The 21043-nt window shown below is 38.2% G+C and carries 22 protein-coding genes and 2 pseudogenes; all 24 read left to right on the forward strand.

Annotated features, from left to right (window positions below; translation table 11 throughout):
* Positions 1–198: pseudogene (locus tag Q0376_RS04295) on the forward strand (hypothetical protein); the annotation flags it as partial.
* A 138-nt stretch (positions 199–336) separates the two neighbouring features.
* Entirely contained in the window at positions 337–1002 is a 666-nt protein-coding gene (locus tag Q0376_RS04300) for a TerC family protein (protein ID WP_298704473.1), read from the forward strand.
* Positions 1003–1293: 291 nt separating this feature from the next.
* On the forward strand, positions 1294–1830 hold the full coding sequence (locus tag Q0376_RS04305) for a nitroreductase (RefSeq protein WP_298704475.1): 537 nt from the start codon (positions 1294–1296) through the stop codon (positions 1828–1830).
* Between the two features lie 87 nt (positions 1831–1917).
* Positions 1918–2436 carry an Rrf2 family transcriptional regulator gene (locus Q0376_RS04310; RefSeq protein ID WP_298704477.1) on the forward strand — a complete coding sequence of 173 codons (519 nt, stop codon included), beginning with the start codon at positions 1918–1920 and terminating at the stop codon, positions 2434–2436.
* 191 nt (positions 2437–2627) lie between these two features.
* Positions 2628–3542, forward strand: coding sequence for a DUF535 family protein (locus Q0376_RS04315; protein ID WP_298704481.1), 915 nt, complete (start codon positions 2628–2630; stop codon positions 3540–3542).
* A 99-nt stretch (positions 3543–3641) separates the two neighbouring features.
* The gene (gene nrdR, locus Q0376_RS04320; RefSeq protein WP_298704484.1) at positions 3642–4106 is read left to right on the forward strand and encodes a transcriptional regulator NrdR; all 465 of its coding nucleotides are present in this window, start codon (positions 3642–3644) and stop codon (positions 4104–4106) included.
* Complete coding sequence (locus Q0376_RS04325) at positions 4103–5035, forward strand: dipeptidase (protein WP_298704487.1); 933 nt, start codon at positions 4103–4105, stop codon at positions 5033–5035. Before nrdR ends, Q0376_RS04325 begins: the two co-directional genes overlap by 4 nt.
* A 98-nt stretch (positions 5036–5133) precedes the next feature.
* A complete protein-coding gene (gmhA, locus tag Q0376_RS04330) occupies positions 5134–5712 on the forward strand; it encodes a D-sedoheptulose 7-phosphate isomerase (RefSeq protein WP_298704489.1) in 579 nt (192 codons plus the stop codon).
* A gap of 9 nt (positions 5713–5721) precedes the next feature.
* Entirely contained in the window at positions 5722–7203 is a 1482-nt protein-coding gene (rfaE1, locus tag Q0376_RS04335) for a D-glycero-beta-D-manno-heptose-7-phosphate kinase (RefSeq protein WP_298704492.1), read from the forward strand.
* On the forward strand, positions 7200–8165 hold the full coding sequence (rfaD, locus tag Q0376_RS04340; protein WP_298704495.1) for an ADP-glyceromanno-heptose 6-epimerase: 966 nt from the start codon (positions 7200–7202) through the stop codon (positions 8163–8165). The genes rfaE1 and rfaD overlap by 4 nt, the downstream gene beginning before the upstream one ends.
* Before the next feature lie 32 nt (positions 8166–8197).
* Positions 8198–8713 carry an HAD family hydrolase gene (locus Q0376_RS04345; protein ID WP_298704498.1) on the forward strand — a complete coding sequence of 172 codons (516 nt, stop codon included), beginning with the start codon at positions 8198–8200 and terminating at the stop codon, positions 8711–8713.
* Between the two features lie 10 nt (positions 8714–8723).
* Positions 8724–9752, forward strand: coding sequence for a glycosyltransferase family 9 protein (locus Q0376_RS04350; RefSeq protein WP_298704502.1), 1029 nt, complete (start codon positions 8724–8726; stop codon positions 9750–9752).
* Positions 9753–9765: 13 nt separating this feature from the next.
* Positions 9766–10824 (forward strand): glycosyltransferase family 9 protein, encoded by a 1059-nt coding sequence (locus Q0376_RS04355; protein WP_298704504.1) that lies wholly within the window; start codon positions 9766–9768, stop codon positions 10822–10824.
* Positions 10821–11816, forward strand: coding sequence for a 3'-5' exonuclease (locus Q0376_RS04360; protein ID WP_298704507.1), 996 nt, complete (start codon positions 10821–10823; stop codon positions 11814–11816). The genes Q0376_RS04355 and Q0376_RS04360 overlap by 4 nt, the downstream gene beginning before the upstream one ends.
* 14 nt (positions 11817–11830) lie before the next feature.
* Positions 11831–13225: an aminopeptidase gene (locus Q0376_RS04365; protein WP_298704510.1), complete on the forward strand. Its 1395-nt coding sequence runs from the start codon at positions 11831–11833 to the stop codon at positions 13223–13225.
* Between the two features lies 1 nt (position 13226).
* A complete protein-coding gene (locus tag Q0376_RS04370) occupies positions 13227–13577 on the forward strand; it encodes a hypothetical protein (RefSeq protein WP_298704513.1) in 351 nt (116 codons plus the stop codon).
* 116 nt (positions 13578–13693) lie between these two features.
* On the forward strand, positions 13694–14062 hold the full coding sequence (locus Q0376_RS04375; RefSeq protein WP_298704534.1) for an arsenate reductase family protein: 369 nt from the start codon (positions 13694–13696) through the stop codon (positions 14060–14062).
* A gap of 104 nt (positions 14063–14166) precedes the next feature.
* Entirely contained in the window at positions 14167–15144 is a 978-nt protein-coding gene (locus Q0376_RS04380) for an ABC transporter substrate-binding protein (protein WP_298704516.1), read from the forward strand.
* Between the two features lie 74 nt (positions 15145–15218).
* Positions 15219–16088 carry an ABC transporter permease gene (locus tag Q0376_RS04385; protein WP_298704519.1) on the forward strand — a complete coding sequence of 290 codons (870 nt, stop codon included), beginning with the start codon at positions 15219–15221 and terminating at the stop codon, positions 16086–16088.
* 12 nt (positions 16089–16100) lie between these two features.
* Complete coding sequence (locus tag Q0376_RS04390) at positions 16101–16889, forward strand: ABC transporter ATP-binding protein (RefSeq protein ID WP_298704522.1); 789 nt, start codon at positions 16101–16103, stop codon at positions 16887–16889.
* Positions 16890–17112: 223 nt separating this feature from the next.
* Complete coding sequence (rpsO, locus tag Q0376_RS04395) at positions 17113–17379, forward strand: 30S ribosomal protein S15 (RefSeq protein ID WP_298704525.1); 267 nt, start codon at positions 17113–17115, stop codon at positions 17377–17379.
* 394 nt (positions 17380–17773) lie between these two features.
* A pseudogene (locus tag Q0376_RS04400) lies at positions 17774–19843 on the forward strand (polyribonucleotide nucleotidyltransferase).
* 78 nt (positions 19844–19921) lie between these two features.
* Positions 19922–20368 carry a dUTP diphosphatase gene (dut, locus tag Q0376_RS04405; RefSeq protein ID WP_298704528.1) on the forward strand — a complete coding sequence of 149 codons (447 nt, stop codon included), beginning with the start codon at positions 19922–19924 and terminating at the stop codon, positions 20366–20368.
* Between the two features lie 59 nt (positions 20369–20427).
* Positions 20428–20961, forward strand: a complete 534-nt coding sequence (locus Q0376_RS04410) for an NUDIX hydrolase (RefSeq protein WP_298704531.1) — start codon at positions 20428–20430, stop codon at positions 20959–20961.
* Positions 20962–21043: the final 82 nt, after the last annotated feature.

Genomic DNA, 21043 nt, shown 5'->3' on the forward strand with positions numbered 1-21043 from the left:
AAACAGTTGGATCAGCTTCGCCCGAATAAAAATGATTTGAATGATGCTAAAAACAATAGAGTGGGGAGTGTGCCATTTTTCATATTAAATAACAAGTATGCCTTTTCTGGAGCTCAATCATATGAACAAATGGTTGATATGTTGAAAGTTGTTATGGAAGAAGCTGCCAAAGAAACGGGGAACGAAACCGCGGAATAAGAAAACTTTATAGTATGTTTTTTAGAAATCTCTTCCAAATAGTGGAGAAAAATTTGCGAAAGCGTTATAATTGAACAATGAGTTTAAATCCACGCGATTCGTTAAATTTGTAATTATTGTGAGGAGATGGGTTATTGTATGGAATTTTTAGAGTTAGCTACGTGGATAGCCATTGGTAAAATTATCGTTGTAGATATTCTACTAGCTGGTGACAATGCAGTTGTTATTGGTATGGCTGTTAGTAAATTAAAGCCGGAGCTACAAAAGAGGGCCATTTTATGGGGCACATTTGGGGCTATTGCATTGCGGTTTTTATTTGCTACTATTTTAATGGAAGCTTTATCTTTGATTCCAGCCTTACACTTGATTGGTGGGCTCGTGCTACTTTGGATCTCTATCCATCTGTTAAAAGGTGGTGACGAAGAAGCTGACATTGAAAGTAAGGATTCTCTTCGAGGTGCGATTATTACAATTATTATGGCTGATGCTATGATGAGTATTGATAATGTGCTTGGTGTAGTAGCGGCTGCTGGTGGCCACTTAGAATTTGTCATTGTAGGCATGCTCATTACAGTGCCACTTCTTATTTTTGGATCCGCTATTTTTGCCAAGGTTATTGAACGATTCCCTATTATTTTGTGGGCTGGTGGCTCCTTGCTCGGCTGGGTATCCGGAGAGATGATTGTAGAGGATCCATTACTTATCCCTTATATTGATGGGTATCAATTGGCTATTAAAATAGGTGCTGTTGTATTTGTAGTAGTGGTTGCCTTACTTATTAAACAAAGTCGTAAAAAATCATAGTCATAAAAAGTATATGCACTTTTAGTGCATATACTTTTTTGTTTTTGTCCGATTGGAGGGAAATATAGTACGACTTCGTTTTTCTGATTTCGTGTCTTAAGGTGCTATTTGCTTACTTTTCTTTCAGCATTATTAGGTTTATAATACTATTTTATAGTCAAAACCTTGTAATAATTGTCATTTCAACTTATAATAGAATAAAGAATTACTCTATAGGGCTACTCTATAGAACTACTGTATAAGATTCCCCTTATTTATTGCATAGGCAGTACCTGATAAGAGAAAGAAGGTATGAAGATGTCTCAAGAAAACGAAGTTTTACATGCTTTAACACATCGACGCAGTATTCGTAAGTATAAAAGTGATGCTGTACCTACGGAATTAATTGATGCTATTGTAGAGGCTGGTTTATATGCGCCATCAGGGATGGGGAAACAACCGGTTATCATTTTGGCGATTACTAATAAAGAAATTAGAGATAAGTTAGCTACCATTAATGCCCAAATCATGGGGATGGAAGGGGATCCTTTTTATGGAGCTCCTGTTGTGCTCGTAGTATTGGCTAATACAGAGCGTCCTACTTATGTATATGATGGGACACTAGTGATGGAAAACTTGATGCTAGCTGCTCATTCTGTAGGTTTAGGAAGCTGTTGGATTCATCGTGCAAAAGAAACATTTGAACGTGATGAATGGAAACAATTTTTGAAAGACTTACATATTGATGGTGAGTATGAAGGGATTGGTAATTGCATCATAGGTTATGCTGATATGGAAGACCCGAAGGCAGTAAGGCGATTGTCAAATCGTGTTTACCATGTAGATTAGTATAGTATTTAAAGGCAATGGTAAAGACCGGGGATGTTGTTTTAGTACAGGTGTATTATACATATATACTCTAAGGAGGTTTTTTGTTTGCAAATTTCAAGTCGTTTTACTATCGCCGTACATATTTTTACTTGTATAGCTATTGCAGAAAAGAAGTTTAAAGTAACGAGTAAGTTTTTAGCTGGTAGTATTAATGTGAATCCTGTTATCATTCGCAATATTGTACTCATGCTTAAAGCCAAAGGGCTCATTAATTCAAGGCAGGGAAGCTCAGGGATTTCCATTGCTAAGTGTCCAACTGAGATTACTTTATTAGATATTTTTAATGCTGTAGAATCGCTAGATAATGGACAATTATTTAGCTTTCATGAAAATCCCGCTAAGGATTGTCCTGTGGGGCGTAATATTCACGTAGCGCTGGACCATCATTTAGTAGCGATTCAAAAAGCTATGGAAGACAAATTAGCAAGCATTACAATTGACTCTATTATTAAAGAGGCAGAAGCTGCCATTAGTAAAGAAACAGATGCTGACATTAACAATGAGTTAGATACTGACATTAACAATGAGTCGGATGCTGGAACAAATAAAGACAGAGAAGCGTAATGTATATAGCTGCTTCTTTTATCTATGTTACATAGGTAAAGGAAGCAGTTTTTTCTATGTTGAAATACGGCCTAGTTGATAGTTATTTTCTTAAATTCGTGTTAAAATATATAAGAAACCCTTTTTTAGCAAAAAGGGCTAAGATGTATGAGTAGTAAATGCAGTAAAAAGTAGTAAGGAGTTTTCGGTTTATGTTTTCTTATGGGAAAAAACAATGGGGCTTAGGTAAAGAAATATATGGGAATAATAATTGGCGACAAAAGCGTCGTATTACATTGTTCCTGGGTCGATCCTATAAGAACCGTAAGCAAGTCATTGGGTTAAAGACATTTTTTGATCAATACGAGATTTTACCTAATTTATTAAAACGTCATGAAGGAATTCATGAAGTAATTAATCGTGTTTTTCTATATAAAAATTCAACCGCTGCAGAACGCTTGCAAGCCTTAAAAGATCATTTTAATTTATTGCCTAAGTATTTTAAAACTGAAGCGATTCAACAAATGTATGATAGAAATCCTGAAAAGGCGATTACAATTTTAGCTGATGAAGAACTGGATCTACGTGGAGAGCTTTGGTTTGATACGGGGCAACGAAAAGAAGGCTTTTTGAGCTTGTTTTTCAAAATTAATAATAAAGGCTTATATCATATTAATTTTCGTTTAGGTTATGGTTTTGATGGTGCACCCTGTATTTGGATTGGCACGATTCAAGGTTATAAAGATGGCTTAGAAGCAGCTAAGAAAATTACGAAAAAGATGCATGGGTATCGACCAAAGAATTTTACTTTCTTTTTAATGCGACAATTAGCTGAGCAAATGGGGATTCACACTTTATACGCAGTATCAGATGAAGGTTTTTATACTAATAGTCATTTGATTCGTTTTAATCGTTCTAAAAAAGTTAAATTTGATCCCTTTTGGCAGGAACTTGGCGGCGTTGAATGTAGTGAAGACAAACGCTTCTTCCGCATTCCTTTAGAGGAAGAGCGAAAAACGTATGAGGAAATGAAAACTCATAAAAGAAATATGTATCGCAAGCGTTATGAAATGCTTGATGCTTATATAGAGGCCATTAAAGAATTAGGCCCTACGTATTTAGTGTAATTTAGATTTTACGTATTTAGTGTAATTTAGATTTTACGTATTAAGTGTAATTATAGAAATAGTTGTATAGAATTAACTATTATGAATTGAGGTGTACTTATGAGATGTCCGTACTGTAAGCATACAGAAAATAAAGTTACAGACTCCCGTGCCACTGATGATGGGAACAGTATCCGTCGTCGCCGCGAGTGTTTGTCCTGTGGCCGTCGTTTTACTACCTATGAAGTCATTGAAGATGTGCCTATTATGGTTATAAAATCTGGTGGCAATTATGAAATGTTTGATCGCAGTAAACTTCTCAATGGTTTATTACGGTCCTGCAATAAACGCAATATACCTCGTGAAACTCTTGAGAATGTAGTAAAAAATGTAGAAGATGCCATTCGCAATCGAGCGAAACAAGAGATTAAATCTTCTGAAATTGGTGATTTAGTATTATCCGAATTGAAGGATATTGACGAAGTCGCTTATGTACGCTTTGCCTCTGTATATCGTAACTTTGACGATGTACAGGCTTTTGTAGCAGTTCTTGAAGACTTAAGAAAGCATGAGGCTGAAAAATGATAGATCTTCATTGTGATACAATCATGCAACTTATAGATCATCCTGAAAGTGGTGATTTATGGGAAAATCCTTGGAAAATTGACATTCAAAAATTAAAAAAAGGCGGCTATGAATTACAGGACTTTGCCTTATTTGTTGAATTAGATCAAGAAGAAGATCCCTATGCTCGGTATGAAGCTATGCGCGCCCTCTTTATGGAGCAAATGGAGCGTTATAGTGATCATATTGAATTAGTTCGTTCCTATGATGAATTTTTAACTGTGAAGCGTAAGGGAAAGTTGAGTGCCTTGCTTTCTGTAGAAGAGGGCGGTGTCTTCGGTGGCGATTTAGGAAAACTAAAAAAAGCCTATGATGATGGTGTACGCCTTATTACTATTAGCTGGAATTTTCCTAATGGCTTATCCTATCCCCAAGGGGAGGCGCATGAGGGTAAAGGGCTTACGCCAAAGGGCATTGAATTTGTAGAATATATGGAAGAATTAGGCATGATAGTGGATTGTTCACATCTTAATGATACGGGCACTTTCCAACTAGGTGATATTTTGAAGAAACCTTTTATTGCCTCTCATTCAAATGCGCGAGCATTGCGTAATCATCGCCGTAATTTAACTGATGAAGAGATTCGTTTAATCGCCAATAAAGGCGGGATAATTGGCCTGAATTTTGCACAAGGTTTTTTAGGCGATTCCAAGATTAGCCTCATAGAAGACATTGTTCGGCATGGCCTCTATTTGTACGAAAAAGGCGGCGCTGATGTAGTAGCCTTAGGTACTGATTTTGATGGGATTAATCCAGCTACGGAAATAGCCGATGCTAGCGAAATGCCAAGGCTCTATGAAGCATTTAAAGCTGCGGGATTAAATGACACTGATTTAGATAAACTATTTAGAAAAAATGCGGAACGTGTATTTCAAGAGATACTAATTTAAGAGACATAGTTTTGTCTTAGGAGAATACAGAGCCTAAGACTTTAACGCATATACAAAACCTTTGACGTATAAATCAAAGAGGAATGATGAGGAGACTTATGACAACAGAAAAGAATGTGAATCCACTTATTGCACAGCGATTTCAAGATCATTTAGAAGTCTTTGGACGCACTATGGAGCAATTAGAGTGTATTGAAGAAATAGCTGAACGCTGCAAGATGGCCTTATCAAATGGTAATAAGATTTTATTTTGTGGTAATGGTGGTTCTGCAGCAGACTCGCAACATTTAGCGGCTGAATTAGTGGGGCGTTTTCAAAAAGAACGTCTCTCATTGCCAGCTATAGCATTGACTACTGACACGTCTATTTTAACGGCTGTGGGCAATGACTATGGATATGATGAGATTTTTAAACGTCAAGTGGCGGGCCTTGGTCGCACGGGCGATGTGTTAATTGGTATTTCCACGTCTGGTAATAGTGGTAATGTAGTTAAGGCTGTCGAATTGGCGCGCACTATGGGACTTCATACGGTTGCATTTACCGGTGAAGGTGGCGGTAAATTACGAGAATTATGTGATATTACTATGGCAGTTCCATCTACTGTAACTGCTCGCATTCAAGAAATGCACATTATGATTGGCCATATTATTTGTGAGCTTATAGAAGAAGGGTATTGATTTTATACTATGATTAGTAAAACAATAAATGACTTTTTAATTCATAAACTGCCAGAAATGCGACTTGCTGTTATTGGCGATATTATGGTAGATCGCTATGTATTTGGCGAAGTAGGTCGTATTTCCCCTGAAGCACCGGTGCCGGTGAACCGTGTTGAAGAAGTTCGCGAAGTTCTTGGTGGCGCCGCTAATGTGGCAGCGAATTTAGCTGGTCTTGATTGCAAAGTGTATTTGGGTGGCATAGCTGGTGCTGATGCACATGGGGCTATTTTAGGCCAAATGTTAGCGGATAAAAAGATTGACCAGACCGGTATTCTACATAGCGAAACACGTCAAACAACTACTAAGATGCGTATTATCGGTGGCCGTCAACAGATGCTACGACTTGATTTTGAAGCGCCTAAAGCTATTGATGAAACAGAGTGTAAGTTCTTTTTATCTTGGCTTGAGTCGATTAGTGCTGATGGCCTTGATGGGATTGTTATTTCTGATTATGGTAAGGGTGTATGCACGCCTGCTTTAATACAAGAAGTTATTGCGTTTGCTAATAAAAAAGGTATTAAAACGATTGTAGACCCTAAAGGCTCTGATTGGAGTAAGTATACAGGGGCTACTTTTATTACGCCTAATGTAAAAGAACTAGGTGAATGTGTAGGACGTGAAGTATCTAATACAGATACAGCTATTGTTGAAGCAGCTCGTGAAGTATTAGGGGCTATTCATTTTGATTATGTAGTGGCAACTCGCTCCGCTAAGGGGATTACAGTAGTAAGTAAAAGTGGACAGGTGTGGCATAATCCAGCTACGCAACAAGAAGTATTTGATGTGAGTGGTGCTGGTGACACTGTAGTGGCTATGATTTTAACAACTATGGCAGCGGGGCTTACGGTGCGTGCTGCTCTTCATGTGGCTAATGCAGCTGCTGGGGTTGTAGTAGCAAAAATTGGCACATATCCGATTCATCGTCAAGAATTATTGACCCTATGGGAATCGATTCGAGAGCGTCAATCTGAAACTATGGCTACTTGTTCAGCCAGTGATATGGCACAGAAAATTAGACAATGGCAAAATGAAGGGGCTACTGTTGTTTTTACTAATGGTTGCTTTGATATTTTGCATAGTGGCCATGTGTCATATTTACGAGATGCGGCGAAATTAGGCGACCATCTCATTGTAGGTTTAAATTCAGATGCTTCAGTGAAGCGCCTAAAAGGGCAGGCAAGACCTATTAATAATGAAGAATCGCGAGCTGATTTAATGCGCGCTTTGGGCTTTGTTGATGGCGTTGTCATTTTTGATGAAGATACGCCAAGTGAATTGCTTAGCCAATTACGGCCTAATATTTTAGTAAAGGGTGGCGATTATAAAGCCGACGAAGTGATTGGCCGTGAATTTGTAGATAAAGTGGTGATTTTACCATTTAAAGAAGGATACTCTACAACAGGTATTATAGAGAAGATTAAATCCTTAGTTCAGGAGGGCTTATTATGATTATTGTAACTGGTGGTGCCGGTTTTATAGGAAGTAATATTGTAAAACAATTAAATAATCGAGGTCGCAATGATATTTTGATTGTGGATGACTTAACTGATGGCAGTAAAATTAAAAATTTACAGATGCTAGATTTTTATGACTATGTCGATTGTGAAGATTTTGATGCTGCTGTAGCTGATAATTGCTTTGATGTAGGACCTATTGAAGTCATTTTCCACGAAGGGGCTTGTGCGGATACCATGAATTATGATGGCCGCTATATGATGAAAAATAACTTTGAAGGCACTAAGAATTTATTCCATTATTGTCAAGAACGTCGCGTACCATTTATTTATGCGTCTTCGGCTTCCACATATGGTCATGGCACACAGGGCTTTAAGGAAGATCCTGCTTGTGAAGAAGCATTGAATCCTTATGCGTATTCCAAGTTATTTTTTGATCGTTACTTACGCAGATTTGAAAAGCATTTACAATCACAAGTCGTAGGCTTACGTTATTTCAATGTATTTGGTCCTAATGAAAACCACAAGGGCAACATGGCCTCTTTAGTGCGTCAAATGTTCTATAAATTGCGTGAAACAGGTGAAATTACCTTATTTGAAGGTACTGATGGATATGGCAATGGGGAACAAGTACGCGATTTCATTTATGTAAATGATGTAGTCAATGTTAATTTCTTCTTCTGGGAACATCCTGAAATCAGTGGTATTTTTAACTGTGGCACAGGGGAAGCGAAGAGCTTTAATCGATTCATGAATGCAGTGATTAAATATAATGGCTCTGGTTCTTTACGCTATATTCCATTCCCTGAAGTATTAAAAGGTAAATATCAGAGTTTTACTGAGGCTGACACAACTAAGTTAATGAGTGTAGGCTACGACAAAGGTTTCACTAATTTAGAAGATGCTGTAGCTGAATATTGTGAATTATTAGACCATAATGAAGGATATGTTCGTTAAGGTAATACATACCTAATAGTGGAGGTGGCTAAGTGAGAAAGGTTATATTTTTAGATCGTGATGGCGTAATTAATGTGGATGTAAATTATTTATATCGCATTGAAGATTTATCTTTTATGCCTGGCGCTAAAGAGGCCTTAGCCTTAGCTGTAAAAGCAGGATATGATTTGATTGTTGTTACCAATCAAAGTGGGGTAGCTCGTGGGTATTATACAGAAGCCGATGTGCGGACCTTGCACCAGCATATGGGAAAGGAATTGGCTGCGGTAGGCGCCCCCATATTGAAATTTTATTATTGCCCTCATCATAAAGACGGTGTCATTTCTGAATATACGAAGACTTGTACTTGTAGGAAACCAAAGCCCGGTATGATATTAGATGCTTGCAACGAGTATGATATTGATTTAAAATCGAGTTTTTTAATTGGTGATAAGCCTTCTGATATAGAGGCTGCCGAGGCGGCTGGCATAAAGGGGTATTTATTTAATGAATCGAATTTACTCCCTTTTATGCAAGACGTATTAAATAAAGAAACAAATAAGCAATGAGGAGGTAGCTGTGAAAGACTATAAAAATATTTTAATTATTAAAATGAGCTCTTTAGGCGATGTCATTCACGCATTACCTACTTTATATGCGATTCGCAAAAATTGGCCCCAAGCTAAGATTACTTGGGCTGTGCATGAGCAGTTTAGCGCTGTTCTACCTGGCATGCCTTGGATTGATGAAGTTATATATATTGACAAGAAAAAATTAAAATCCTTCTCCTATTTAAGAACATTGCGCCGCCAACTACATGACCATCAATTTGATATGTGTTTGGACTTACAATGCCTGGCTAAAAGTGCCATTGTTGCATTTTTGAGTGGTGCCAAAGAGAAATATGGGTATTGGGAGCTTCGGGAAGGCAGTAAATTAGTCAATAAAGCCTTGGTCGGTCCCAATCAGTATGGCCATGTAATTGAGCGCTATTTAGATACTGTGCGCGTCTTAGGTGGGACAGTAGATAGCATTGAATTTCCTATGCGTCGCTCTTCTGAGGCGGCGGCAACAGTAGGTAATAAATTAAAAGAGTATAGTATAGATTTAAAGGCTCCTTATATTGTCATGGCCCCTGGAGCACGCTGGGCAGTGAAGGAGTGGCCTGTAGAGCAGTTTGCAGCTCTTGTAGATGCTTTAACACCTATGGATTTGCCCATTGTTTTAGTGGGTGCAGCGAGTGATGAAAGTAAGGGTAAGGCTATTAAAGAATTAGCAACAAATCCTAAGTTAGTTGATTTTATTGGCCATACATCATTACTTGAGCTAATTGAGCTCATAGGCCATAGTGCTTTATATATTAGCGCTGATACGGGACCTTTACATATGGCCAATGCATTAAAAGTGCCTTTGATTGCCTTATTTGGGCCTACTGCGCCAGATCGAACGGGCCCTTATGGTGGTGACTATGTTCATATTATTAAATCGCCTACGTCTAGAGCTACCGTGGAAGAGCCATTAATTGATGACCCTCAATGTATGGCGCAAATACCTGTGCAGCAGGTGGCAGATGAAGCGCGTCTTATATTGAACAAAATAAAGAATTGAGGAGTATAATCTCATGGATTTTGATCATAAACATATTGTAGTTACCTTTTTAATGCATTTAGGTGATGTTATTTTAACAACACCTTTTTTGCATGTATTGCGTAAGGCGGCACCACACAGCCATATTACGTATGTAATGGATGAAAAATTAAAAGATGTAATGCAATATAATCCTAATATAGATACGATTATTACAGTTGATAAAAAAGGACGCCACAATAGTGTGGGTGCTTTGCGACGCATTGGTAAATCGATTAAAGATGTAGTAGGACGACCTGTCGATGTAGTAATTAATTTGCATCCTAATGAACGGACTAGCTTTTTAGCTTTTGAAATTGGGGCTACCTATACTACGGGTATGAGCCACTTCTTATTTCGCCCCTTCATGTCTAAATACACGCGACTTGATAGGAAGACGCGTCATGCTGCAGATATGTACATCAATGTACTAGAACAATTAGGCGTAACCGATATTGCTAATAAAGGATTAGAAATTTATACATCACCACAATGGGATGAAACAGTTAGACAATTTTATGAAAGTCATGGTGTCACTGATGTAGATACTTTAATTGGCTTTAATGTGGGCAGCGCTGTACCAGAAAAACGTTGGCCTAAGGAACGATTTGCAGAAGTAGCCGATTTTTTCTGTAACAAAGGATATAAAGTAGTATTTTTTGGCGGTCCTATGGACGTGGATATGGTACATGATGTAGTAGGGCATATGGAACATACGCCGATTATAGCAACAGGTGCCTTTGGCTTAGGTGAATTGGCTGCGGCTATTCGTCATTGTAGTTTATTTATAACCAATGATTCAGGCCCTATGCATGTAGCCGTAAGCCAGCATGTGCCTTTAGTTGCTTTATATGGACCTTCTAATCCTAAATTTTATGGACCGTACACAAAGAACTGCATTGTTCTAGAGTCTATGGATACGTATGAAATTGGCAAGAGTATGAAGAAAATTATTAAAGAAGGCAATTATAAAGGTCTCAGTGTCATAAGCAAGGACGCTGTTATTGAAGCGGCACAAACACTTTTACAAGAAACCTGCAACGAGGATGTATGATGGAGTATATTATTTTTGATTTAGAATGGAACCAACCATTTGCCAATGATATTGGCTTTATGAAGCGCACGGGCCTACCGGTGTCGGGTGAAATTATTCAAATTGGTGCCATAAAATTAAATGAGCAGATGGAACATGTAGATAGTTTGAACTTGTTGGTTAAACCTCAGTTTTTAACTAAAATGCATAAGCATGTGCAGGAGCTCACACACATTACGTCTCAGGACTTGTCCATGGGCTTAAATTTTCCTAAAGCCTATGAACAGTTTGAGCGCTGGTGTGGTGAAGAATCTATTTTGTTAACCTGGGGTTCTGATGATATCGTGATGTTACGAGAAAATTTAAAACTTCATGGTTTGTCAACAAAGAAAATTAGGCCCTGGTATGATGCACAGCTCTTATTTGCCCATTTAGTTCATGGCAATGCTAAGCAAGTGGCATTAGTGAAGGCTATGGAAGAATTAGGCCTATCACGAGATGAGCTAACAGCTCATAATGCCCTACATGACTCAATTTTTACAGGTCGTATTTGTAAAGCCATTCCCTTAAAACAGGGCATAGAGCAATATGACCAAATTGTAAGTAAAGTGTATGCACCGGCATACTTTCCTGATGAATTGAGTTTTTTTATTTATGAAAATTTTAATGACAAACGGCAAGTCTTTCATGATCGCCGTATCAATAAGGCACATTGTCCTCATTGTCAGAATCTCATGAGTTTGAAAAAGATACAGCGTTTGTCAGGGGATAAATTTATATCTCTAGGGCGTTGTGCTTATCATGGTCAATTTGCTATTCATTGGCGTATTGGCAAACAAATGAAAAAGGGCGGTATTTTACGCTATTATGTAACTAAGATGATTACGGAAGCACCTGCTAAGTTGCTTACCTTATATAAAGAGCGAACCGAATTAAATAGGCGCAAAGAAGAGGCGTATTTAAAACGCTTGGCTCAAAAACAAAAAGAAAAGGCACAAAGTGCCAATGAGTAAAGGATGGTGTTATTATGGAACGCAAATATGCGTGGCATGAGTATAGTGAAGCTGATTTAAAAGCAGTGGAACAATTGAGTAAAGACTATATGAATTTCTTAGATATTGGTAAGACGGAGCGTGAATGTATTGATGAAACTATTCGTCAAGCTGAAGCTAAGGGATACAAGAATTTAAAAGATGTACTGGATCGTAAGGAACACATCAAACCGGGTGATAAAGTGTATGCAGTGCATATGAAAAAAATTATTGCCCTATTTAATATTGGCAAAGAAGACTTAGAAGCGGGTTTTAATATTCTAGGTGCTCATATTGATTCACCACGCCTTGATGTAAAGCAGAATCCTTTGTATGAAAAAGAAAATCTTGCCTTTTTAGACACTCATTATTATGGGGGCATAAAAAAATATCAATGGGTAGCTATGCCTTTAGCCTTACATGGTGTAGTAGTGAAAAAAGATGGCACAGTAATTCCTATTTCCATTGGTGAAAAAGATACCGATCCTGTATTCTGTGTTACTGATTTATTGCCTCATTTAGGGCAAGAACAAATGGAGAAAAAAGCGGCTAAAGTCATTGAAGGGGAAAATTTAGATCTTCTTATTGGCAGTCGTCCAGTTAAGGGTGAACTTAAAGATGGAGTTAGCCAATTTTTAAGTTCTATTTTTGAAAGAGAATATGATTTTAAAGAAGAAGACTTATTGTCTGCTGAACTTGAAATTGTCCCAGCTGGTAAAGCGAGAGAAATGGGGTTTGACCGCAGTATGATTATTGCATATGGTCAAGATGATCGCGTATGTGCCTATACTTCCTTAGCTGCCATGCTAGAAGTAGACAAGGTAGAACGGACTACTTGTACTTTATTAGTAGATAAAGAAGAAATTGGTTCCGTTGGTGCTACCGGTATGCAATCTCGCTGGTTTGAAAATGTGGTGGCCGAACTTCTTGAAGCAGCAGGCCATACGTCTCCTTTAGCAGTGCGTCGCACATTAGAACGCAGTCGCATGCTGTCTTCTGATGTGAGTGCTGGTTACGATCCATTATATGCATCTGCTTTTGAAACTAAGAACTCCGCGTTCCTTGGTAAAGGGGTTGTATTTAATAAATTCACTGGTGCTCGTGGTAAATCTGGTTCCAATGATGCCAATGCAGAATATATGGGCTTTATTCGTCGCGTTATGGATGATAATAAGGTATTTTTCCAAACTGCTGAATTAGGTCGTGTTGACCTCGGTGGGGGCGGTACCATTGCGTATATTATGGCTTTATACGGCATGAATGTAATAGACTGCGGTGTAGCTGTATTGAGCATGCATGCACCTTGGGAAGTGACTAGTAAGGCTGATATTTACGAAGCGAAGAAATGTTATGTAGCCTTCTTACAAACTACAGGTGAGGATTTAAAATAAAATGGTAAATGGTAAACATACTGTAAAGGTTGATATCTACGAAATAGAGGCGGACCAAGTTGAGCAGTATATAGCCCATCGCGAGCTTTGCGCGAAAGCCGCTATGGACCTAATTGAACCTTATTGTGATTTAGTAAAGCGAGAAACCTTTGATCCTAAAATGGGTGAAGGAATCGTTGGCTATATAGGTAAAGAACAAATTATGTCAGTGTTACTAGATCCTTTTGAAGTACCTGTTATGAAATTGGCTTTGGAGCGTGGCAATTTAGAAACCTATATACTGGCTGCTAATGGTTTAACCAAAGATATGGCAGTACAGTTAAAAACAAATAGCATAGCGGTAAAAGAGTAAATAGTATAGAAGTAAAAGAATAAATAGTATGGCAGTAAAAGAATAAATAGCATGGCAGTAAAAGAATAAATAGTACTGCAGCAAAAAATAGATTTGTAGATGGAAGAGGTGTAATGGTGTTATTTGTTGAATATCCTACATGTTCTACTTGTAAAAAGGCAAAATCCTATTTAGTATCACATGGTATTGATTTTGAAGCACGTAATATTAAAGAAGAAAATCCAACGGCAGAAGAATTAGGTGCTTGGGTACCCAAAAGCGGTAAGGAAATAAAAGCCTTCTTTAATACATCAGGGCAGGTATATCGGAGTGAAAATATTAAAGATAAATTACCGAATCTTAGCGAAGACGAGAAGTTAGCTTTGCTTGCCACTAATGGCATGTTGGTAAAACGTCCTATTTTAATTTTACCTGATACTGTATTGGTGGGCTTTAAGGAAGCCGAATGGGATGAGGCATTAAGGCGTAATGGCTTTTTAAAATAAGTAATTTTTTTCTATTGAAATGTAATCAGAAAAAAGATATAATGTGTATTAAAATATCCCCTGTAGATGGATAATTGTAGTATAGTAGAAGGGAGCTTTTTAATATGTGGAAAAAGCGTGTAGTCGCTGCATTGGCAGCAGTAATGGTAGTGGGCCTGGTGGCCGGTTGTGGTAGTGGTTCTAGTAGTAGCGGTGACAAGACCTATAAAGTAGGGATTGTACAGCTCGTAGAGCATCCTGCCTTGGACGCAGCTAATAAGGGCTTTGTAGACGGATTGGCATCTAAAGGTTTTAAAGATAATGTTAAAATCGACCAACAAAATGCACAAGGTGATCAATCTAATTTAAATAGTATTGCACAACGATTTGTGTCTGAACGTGAAGATTTAGTGCTCGCCATTGCAACACCAGCAGCACAATCTATGGCAAATGCAAGTCGTGATATTCCTATCTTAGGTACAGCTATTACTGATTATGTAACAGCTAAACTTGTACAAAGTAATGACAAACCAGGCGGGAATGTAAGTGGCACGACTGATATGAATCCAGTAGAAAAGCAATTAGATTTAATTGCTACTATATTGCCGAATGCTAAAAAAGTTGGTATTTTGTATAGTACTAATGAAATTAACTCCCAGCTTCAAGCAGAACGCATGAAAGCACATGCGAAAGAAAAGGGAATTGAAGTGGTAGAAGCCACAGTGTCTAATGTAAATGATGTGCAGCAAGCAGCTCAAAACCTAGTGTCTCAAGGGGTGGCTGCCATTTATGTGCCAACTGATAATATTGTAGCTTCCTCTATGCCAAATCTAGTAAAAATTACTGATGTGGCTAAAATTCCTGTATTCCCAGGGGAAGATAATTTAATTAAAGCAGGTGGTCTTGCTACTTATTCTGTAGATTACTACCAACTAGGATTCCAAGCTGGTGTGATGGGTGCTAAGATTTTATCTGGTGAAGCGAAAGTTGGCGATATGCCAATCGAAGCACAGACAGATTTTAAGCTTGTAGTGAATGAGGAACAAGCGAAAAAACTTGGCATTACAATTCCAGCCGATGTGATAAAAGAAGCAAATAAATAATAACAAAAAAGAAAAGGGCTTCGGTCCTTTTCTTTTTGTAGTATATTTTGTGCAACAAATATTGGGAGGATAGCATGGAGAATTTACTTATTTCCACCTTAGGACAGGGTCTTTTATGGTCCTTGTTAGCTATTGGTGTGTTTATTACATTCCGCGTTTTAGATATTGCAGATTTGACTGTAGAAGGTAGCTTTCCTTTGGGCGCGGCTATTTCAGTAACCCTCATCGTGAGTGGTGTAAATCCTATTTTATCTATTTTAGGAGCCGCTGTAGGAGGTATTATAGCGGGCATCGTGACGGGCTTGGTGCATACTAAACTAAAGATTCCTGCTTTATTGGCAGGTATCTTGACGATGATTGCTTTATACTCTATTAACTTACATGTTATGGGAAAAGCTAATGTATCACTGCTTCGGATGGATACGATTTACACTTATTTAGAACATATTCATATGCCAGCTACCTGGGCACTTACAGTGGTAGGTTTATTAGGCGCTTTATTGGCTGGACTATTCTTATTTTGGTTCTTTGGTACTGAAATTGGTGCCGCTATTCGTGCTACGGGGATTAATCCTCAAATGATTCGCGCTCAAGGTGTAAATACTGATACCATGATTTTGATAGGCCTTGCTTTGTCCAATGCTTTTGTAGCCGTAGCTGGTGCTTTCGTAGCACAAGGCAATGGCTATGCTGATGTAGGGATGGGTGTTGGGACCATCGTCATTGGTTTAGCTTCCGTAATTATTGGGGAAGTGCTTTTTGGAACACGTTCCTTCGTACAAAATCTTTTAGCTGTTGTATTAGGATCTGTGGTGTATCGTATAGTGATTGCCGTAGTACTTTACTTAGGTATGCCACCAAATGATTTAAAACTATTTACAGCCATTCTAGTAGCTATTGCCTTAGCCTTACCTACACTTAAAGCTAAATGGCAGAGTCGATAAGGAGGGGGAGCTATGTTAGAAGTAAAAGATTTAGTAAAAACTTTTTTTAAGGGCACTGTAAATGAAAAAACGGCCCTTCACGGTATCAATTTGCGCCTTGAATCTGGTGACTTTACTACTGTTATTGGTGGTAATGGGGCTGGTAAGAGTACTTTGTTAAACTCCATTGCAGGGGTGTTCCCTGTGGATTCCGGTAGCATTTCTATAAATGATACAGATATTACAAAAATGCCTGAGTATAAACGAGCAGCTTTTATTGGTCGCGTATTCCAAGATCCTATGTTGGGTACAGCAGGCAATATGCAAATTGAAGAAAATATGCTATTAGCGTTGCGCCGTGGTAAGAAGATGGGATTAAAATGGGCCTTTGTTCCTAAAGAACGAGAATTATTTAAAGAACGTCTATCCTTATTAGGTCTAGGGCTTGAAAATCGCTTGTCTGCACGTATGGGTTTACTCAGTGGAGGACAACGGCAGTCCATTACATTACTTATGGCTACGATGCTGCGTCCAGAGCTTTTGCTACTGGATGAACATACAGCTGCACTTGACCCTAAGACGGCGGAAAATGTTCTGAGTCTTACGGATAAATTAGTTAAGGAATACAATTTAACGACTCTCATGATTACCCACAATATGCGCGATGCGCTTCGCTTTGGTAATCGTTTGATTATGATGAATAATGGTCGCATCATTTTTGATGTGCGTGATGAAGAAAAAGCAAAACTTACTGTAGCTGATTTACTAGAGCGCTTTGAAGTGGCTGGCGAAACAGTGAGTGATCGCATGGCACTTGGTTAGAATTAAGTGCGCAGGCTTTTAACATTACCTGTGAAACTTTTAAATTATAAGTTAATCTTTTGGGCTTTAAAGTTTTACTTTTTATATGGTTTAGCCTTTACAAGGCTTTGTAAGTATAGTATACTTTTATAGGTGCTTATGGCACGGGACGCAAGCGAAGTATGCGAATCTCCAACGTTTACTTTGGCTTAGCGCGTATTTTATTTATTAGGAGGACATACACATGTTAACAACAGAAGCTAAATTAGCTATCATCAAAGAATTTGCTACTCATGAAGGTGACACTGGATCTCCAGAAGTTCAAATCGCAATTTTAACAAATCGCATTTCCTACTTAACAGAACATTTAAAAGAACATAAAAAGGATCATCATTCCCGTCGTGGTCTTTTAAAATTAGTAGGTCAACGTCGTAACATGCTTGACTACTTACGTCGTAAAGATATTGAACGTTACCGTGCAATTCTTGAAAAATTAAACTTACGTAAATAATTTAACACGTAAATTAAAAAGCGGCCTAGGCCGCTTTTTTCTTATAACTAGGAAAGAGCTTCCTTATAGGTGTGAAAGAGCATTCTTACATTCTTATATCTATAAAAGGGTATTCTTATAGTTAGGAAAGAGCGTTTTTATAAGAAGCAAGCGTGTTCTTATAATAAAGAGTGTTCCTATAAGAAAAATGCAAGTTGTTCTTATAAGAACAAATGCGTGTTTTTATACAAACAAATATGTATAGTTTTAAACTATACATTGTACATATAGTGTGAACTTTCTAATTAAATTCATGTAATTTAATAGAAAATACTTTTAATTTCTATGGGAATCTATTAAAATAAGAGAGATGTGAAAAAATTTAGATACCTATTGATTCAGAGGAGGAATCGGAATGGAACAATTCCAAATGGACCTAGCGGGTCGTACATTGACAATTGAAACCGGCGAGCTTGCGAAACAAGCTAGTGGCTCTGCCTTAGTTCGTTATGGTGATACAGTGGTGTTTGTAACCGCTACAGCATCTAAAGAAGCAAAGGATATTGACTTCTTCCCACTAACTGTAGACTACGAAGAAAAAATGTACTCCGTAGGCCGCATTCCTGGCGGATTTATTAAACGTGAAGCAAAGCCACCAGAATCTGCTATTCTTCACAGCCGTTTAATTGACCGCCCGATTCGTCCATTATTTGATAAAGGTTGCCGTAATGAAGTACATGTGGTAGCCACTGTATTATCTGTAGATCAAGATAATGCACCTGAAATTTGCGGCATGATTGGTGCTTCGGCAGCGCTTGCCTTGTCAGATATTCCTTGGGCTGGTCCTATTGCAGGGGTGCGCATTGGCCGTGTAAATGGTGAATTCGTAATTAACCCTACAGTAGCACAACTTGAAGAAACTGATCTTAATGTAGTTGTAGCAGGTACGAAAGATGCCATTTTAATGGTTGAAGGTGGCGCTCAAGAAGTTGCCGAAGACGTACTTTTAGAAGCTATTATGCGTGCTCATGAAGAAATCAAGACTATCGTAGCCTTCCAAGAAGATATGGTAGCTAAAGCAGGGAAGGAAAAACGTGAGTTCCCAGTTCATGAAATCGACCAAGAAGTGTCTGCTGCAGTACATGCCTATGCACATGATGCATTAGACAAAGCGGTTCGCGGTGCTGACAGACAATAACGCGATGCACAACAGCAAGAAGTATTTGAAGATGTGCTTGCTCATTTTGAAGATGTATATCCAGAAAATTTAGATGATGTAAAATTAACCTTAGAAAAAATGGTTAAAGAAATTGTACGTCATATGATTACAGTAGAAAAGATTCGTCCAGATGGTCGTCAATTAGATGAAGTGCGTCCTATTTCTGTACGCGTAGGCGTATTACCACGTACTCATGGTTCTGGTTTATTTACTCGTGGTCAAACTCAAGTATTAAATATTTGTACCCTTGCTCCATTATCTGAAAAACAAACTATTGATGGCATTGGTATTGAAACTGAAAAACGTTATATGCATCATTATAATTTCCCTTCCTACTCAGTAGGGGAAACTCGCTCTTCTCGTGGTCCTGGACGTCGTGAAATTGGTCATGGTGCATTAGCTGAACGTGCTTTATTAGCAGTGCTTCCAACCGAAGCTGAATTCCCTTATGCTATGCGCCTAGTATCTGAAGTATTAGAATCTAATGGTTCTAGCTCCATGGCCAGCGTGTGTGGTAGTACTTTATCCTTGATGGACGCTGGTGTACCTATTAAAGCACCAGTAGCAGGTATTGCTATGGGTCTAGTTACACAAGGAGACCATTATACAATCTTAACAGATATTCAAGGTATGGAAGATGCTCTTGGGGATATGGACTTCAAAGTCGCTGGTACAGCTAAAGGGGTAACAGCTATCCAGATGGATATTAAAATTTCCGGCTTATCTCGTGCTATTTTAGAAGAAGCTTTAGGACAAGCACACAAAGGCCGTATGCACATCATGGGTAAAATGCTTGAAGTAATCGATGCACCTCGTGGCAATATGTCTCCATGGGCACCACGCATTATTACCATGAAGATTGACCCTGATAAAATCCGTGATGTAATCGGTCAAGGTGGTAAAGTAATCCGCGGTATCATCGAAGAAACAGGTGCTAAAATTGATATTGAAGATGATGGCACAGTATCGATTGCTGCCGTAGAAGAAGCAGCAGCTAATCGCGCTATTGAAATTATTACTAATTTAACTAAAGAAGTAGAAGTAGGCGAAGTATACTTAGGTAAAGTAACACGCTTAATGAACTTTGGTGCCTTTGTTGAAGTATTACCTGGCAAAGAAGGTTTAGTTCATATTTCCAAGCTTGCTAAAGAACGTGTTGAAAATGTAGAAGACGTTGTAAATGTAGGCGACGAAATCATGGTTAAAGTTATTGAAATTGATAAACAAGGTCGTATTAATTTATCCCGTAAGGATTGCTTAAAATAACACTTACAGTGGATAATTACTTGGTGGCCTATATAGGTAGTTCACTGAGTAATCTGCTTTAAAAAGAGGAGTCGTTAGATGGATATTCGTGGATTTGAAGTTATATCTGCGTATGAAGATAAGGATATAGCCTTACCAAGAAGAAAAACAACTGAAAGTGCTGGTTATGATATTGAATGCGCTGAGTCTGTGGCGATTGCACCAGGTGAAATGAAGCTGGTTCCTACAGGGCTTAAATCATTCATGAATTATGATGAATACTTAGCCATTCATATTCGTTCTAGCATGGCTATTAAGCGTCATTTAATGTTATCTAACAGCACTGGTATCATTGATAGCGATTATTACAATAATGAAGAAAATGAAGGTCATATTTTAATTGCTTTATATAATTTTGGACAGGAAACTGTACAAATTGAAAAGGGCGAACGTGTGGCACAAGGTATTTTCTCTAAATATTTAATTGCCAATAATGATGATGCAACCGGAATCCGTGTAGGTGGCATTGGCAGTACTGGGAAATAAAAGAATCGCCCCTAGACTATTGTGCTAGGGGCGATTTTTCATACTAATAGGAGGAATTTATGAGTATACATGAAGAAATAACTAAATCATCAGAAATGAAGTTTGATGGTAAATTAATTAAAGTTACCTATGATACAGCCCTTGTTAATGGTAAAGAAGCGTGGCGTGAAGTCGTTCATCATCCTGGTGCCAGTGCCATTATTGTAATTGACAATGAAGGCCGTCTTGTTATGGAGCGTCAATACCGCTATGCTTTGAAGTCTGGTTTATTGGAAATTCCAGCAGGCAAATTAGATGCTGGAGAAGATCCTTTGACTTGTGCTAAACGCGAACTTGAAGAAGAAACAGGCTACAAGGCAAAGGAATGGACATCTTTAGGGGCAGTAGCAACTAGTCCAGGATTTTGTAATGAAATCATCCATATTTTTCTAGCCCGTGATTTAGAGCAAGGGGAAACCCATTGGGATGCTGATGAATATGTAGAGTTGGAATATTTTACCTTAGATGAATTGCTTCTTGCTATAAAAAATGAAAAGATTAAAGATAGCAAAACCTTAGCGGCCATTACTTTGGCGTTACCATATTTGAAGTAATTAGTTTGTAGAAAATTAAATCCCATATTTTACAGCCAACATATTATGACGAAAGCATGCTATTATATGTCAAAAAGGTAGT

The organism is uncultured Veillonella sp., from assembly GCF_937981445.1.
Classification (GTDB): Bacteria; Bacillota; Negativicutes; order Veillonellales; family Veillonellaceae; genus Veillonella_A.

Coding starts and splice junctions, on each gene's coding strand:
- Q0376_RS04390 (WP_298704522.1), top strand. CDS start 16,101: ATGTTAGAAGTAAAAGATTTAGTAAAAACTTTTTTTAAGGGCACTGTA.
- rfaE1 (WP_298704492.1), top strand. CDS start 5,722: ATGATTAGTAAAACAATAAATGACTTTTTAATTCATAAACTGCCAGAA.
- Q0376_RS04315 (WP_298704481.1), top strand. CDS start 2,628: ATGTTTTCTTATGGGAAAAAACAATGGGGCTTAGGTAAAGAAATATAT.
- Q0376_RS04365 (WP_298704510.1), top strand. CDS start 11,831: ATGGAACGCAAATATGCGTGGCATGAGTATAGTGAAGCTGATTTAAAA.
- Q0376_RS04385 (WP_298704519.1), top strand. CDS start 15,219: ATGGAGAATTTACTTATTTCCACCTTAGGACAGGGTCTTTTATGGTCC.
- Q0376_RS04305 (WP_298704475.1), top strand. CDS start 1,294: ATGAAGATGTCTCAAGAAAACGAAGTTTTACATGCTTTAACACATCGA.
- Q0376_RS04325 (WP_298704487.1), top strand. CDS start 4,103: ATGATAGATCTTCATTGTGATACAATCATGCAACTTATAGATCATCCT.
- Q0376_RS04410 (WP_298704531.1), top strand. CDS start 20,428: ATGAGTATACATGAAGAAATAACTAAATCATCAGAAATGAAGTTTGAT.
- Q0376_RS04360 (WP_298704507.1), top strand. CDS start 10,821: ATGATGGAGTATATTATTTTTGATTTAGAATGGAACCAACCATTTGCC.
- Q0376_RS04300 (WP_298704473.1), top strand. CDS start 337: ATGGAATTTTTAGAGTTAGCTACGTGGATAGCCATTGGTAAAATTATC.
- rfaD (WP_298704495.1), top strand. CDS start 7,200: ATGATTATTGTAACTGGTGGTGCCGGTTTTATAGGAAGTAATATTGTA.
- nrdR (WP_298704484.1), top strand. CDS start 3,642: ATGAGATGTCCGTACTGTAAGCATACAGAAAATAAAGTTACAGACTCC.
- Q0376_RS04355 (WP_298704504.1), top strand. CDS start 9,766: ATGGATTTTGATCATAAACATATTGTAGTTACCTTTTTAATGCATTTA.
- dut (WP_298704528.1), top strand. CDS start 19,922: ATGGATATTCGTGGATTTGAAGTTATATCTGCGTATGAAGATAAGGAT.
- gmhA (WP_298704489.1), top strand. CDS start 5,134: ATGACAACAGAAAAGAATGTGAATCCACTTATTGCACAGCGATTTCAA.
- Q0376_RS04370 (WP_298704513.1), top strand. CDS start 13,227: ATGGTAAATGGTAAACATACTGTAAAGGTTGATATCTACGAAATAGAG.
- rpsO (WP_298704525.1), top strand. CDS start 17,113: ATGTTAACAACAGAAGCTAAATTAGCTATCATCAAAGAATTTGCTACT.
- Q0376_RS04380 (WP_298704516.1), top strand. CDS start 14,167: ATGTGGAAAAAGCGTGTAGTCGCTGCATTGGCAGCAGTAATGGTAGTG.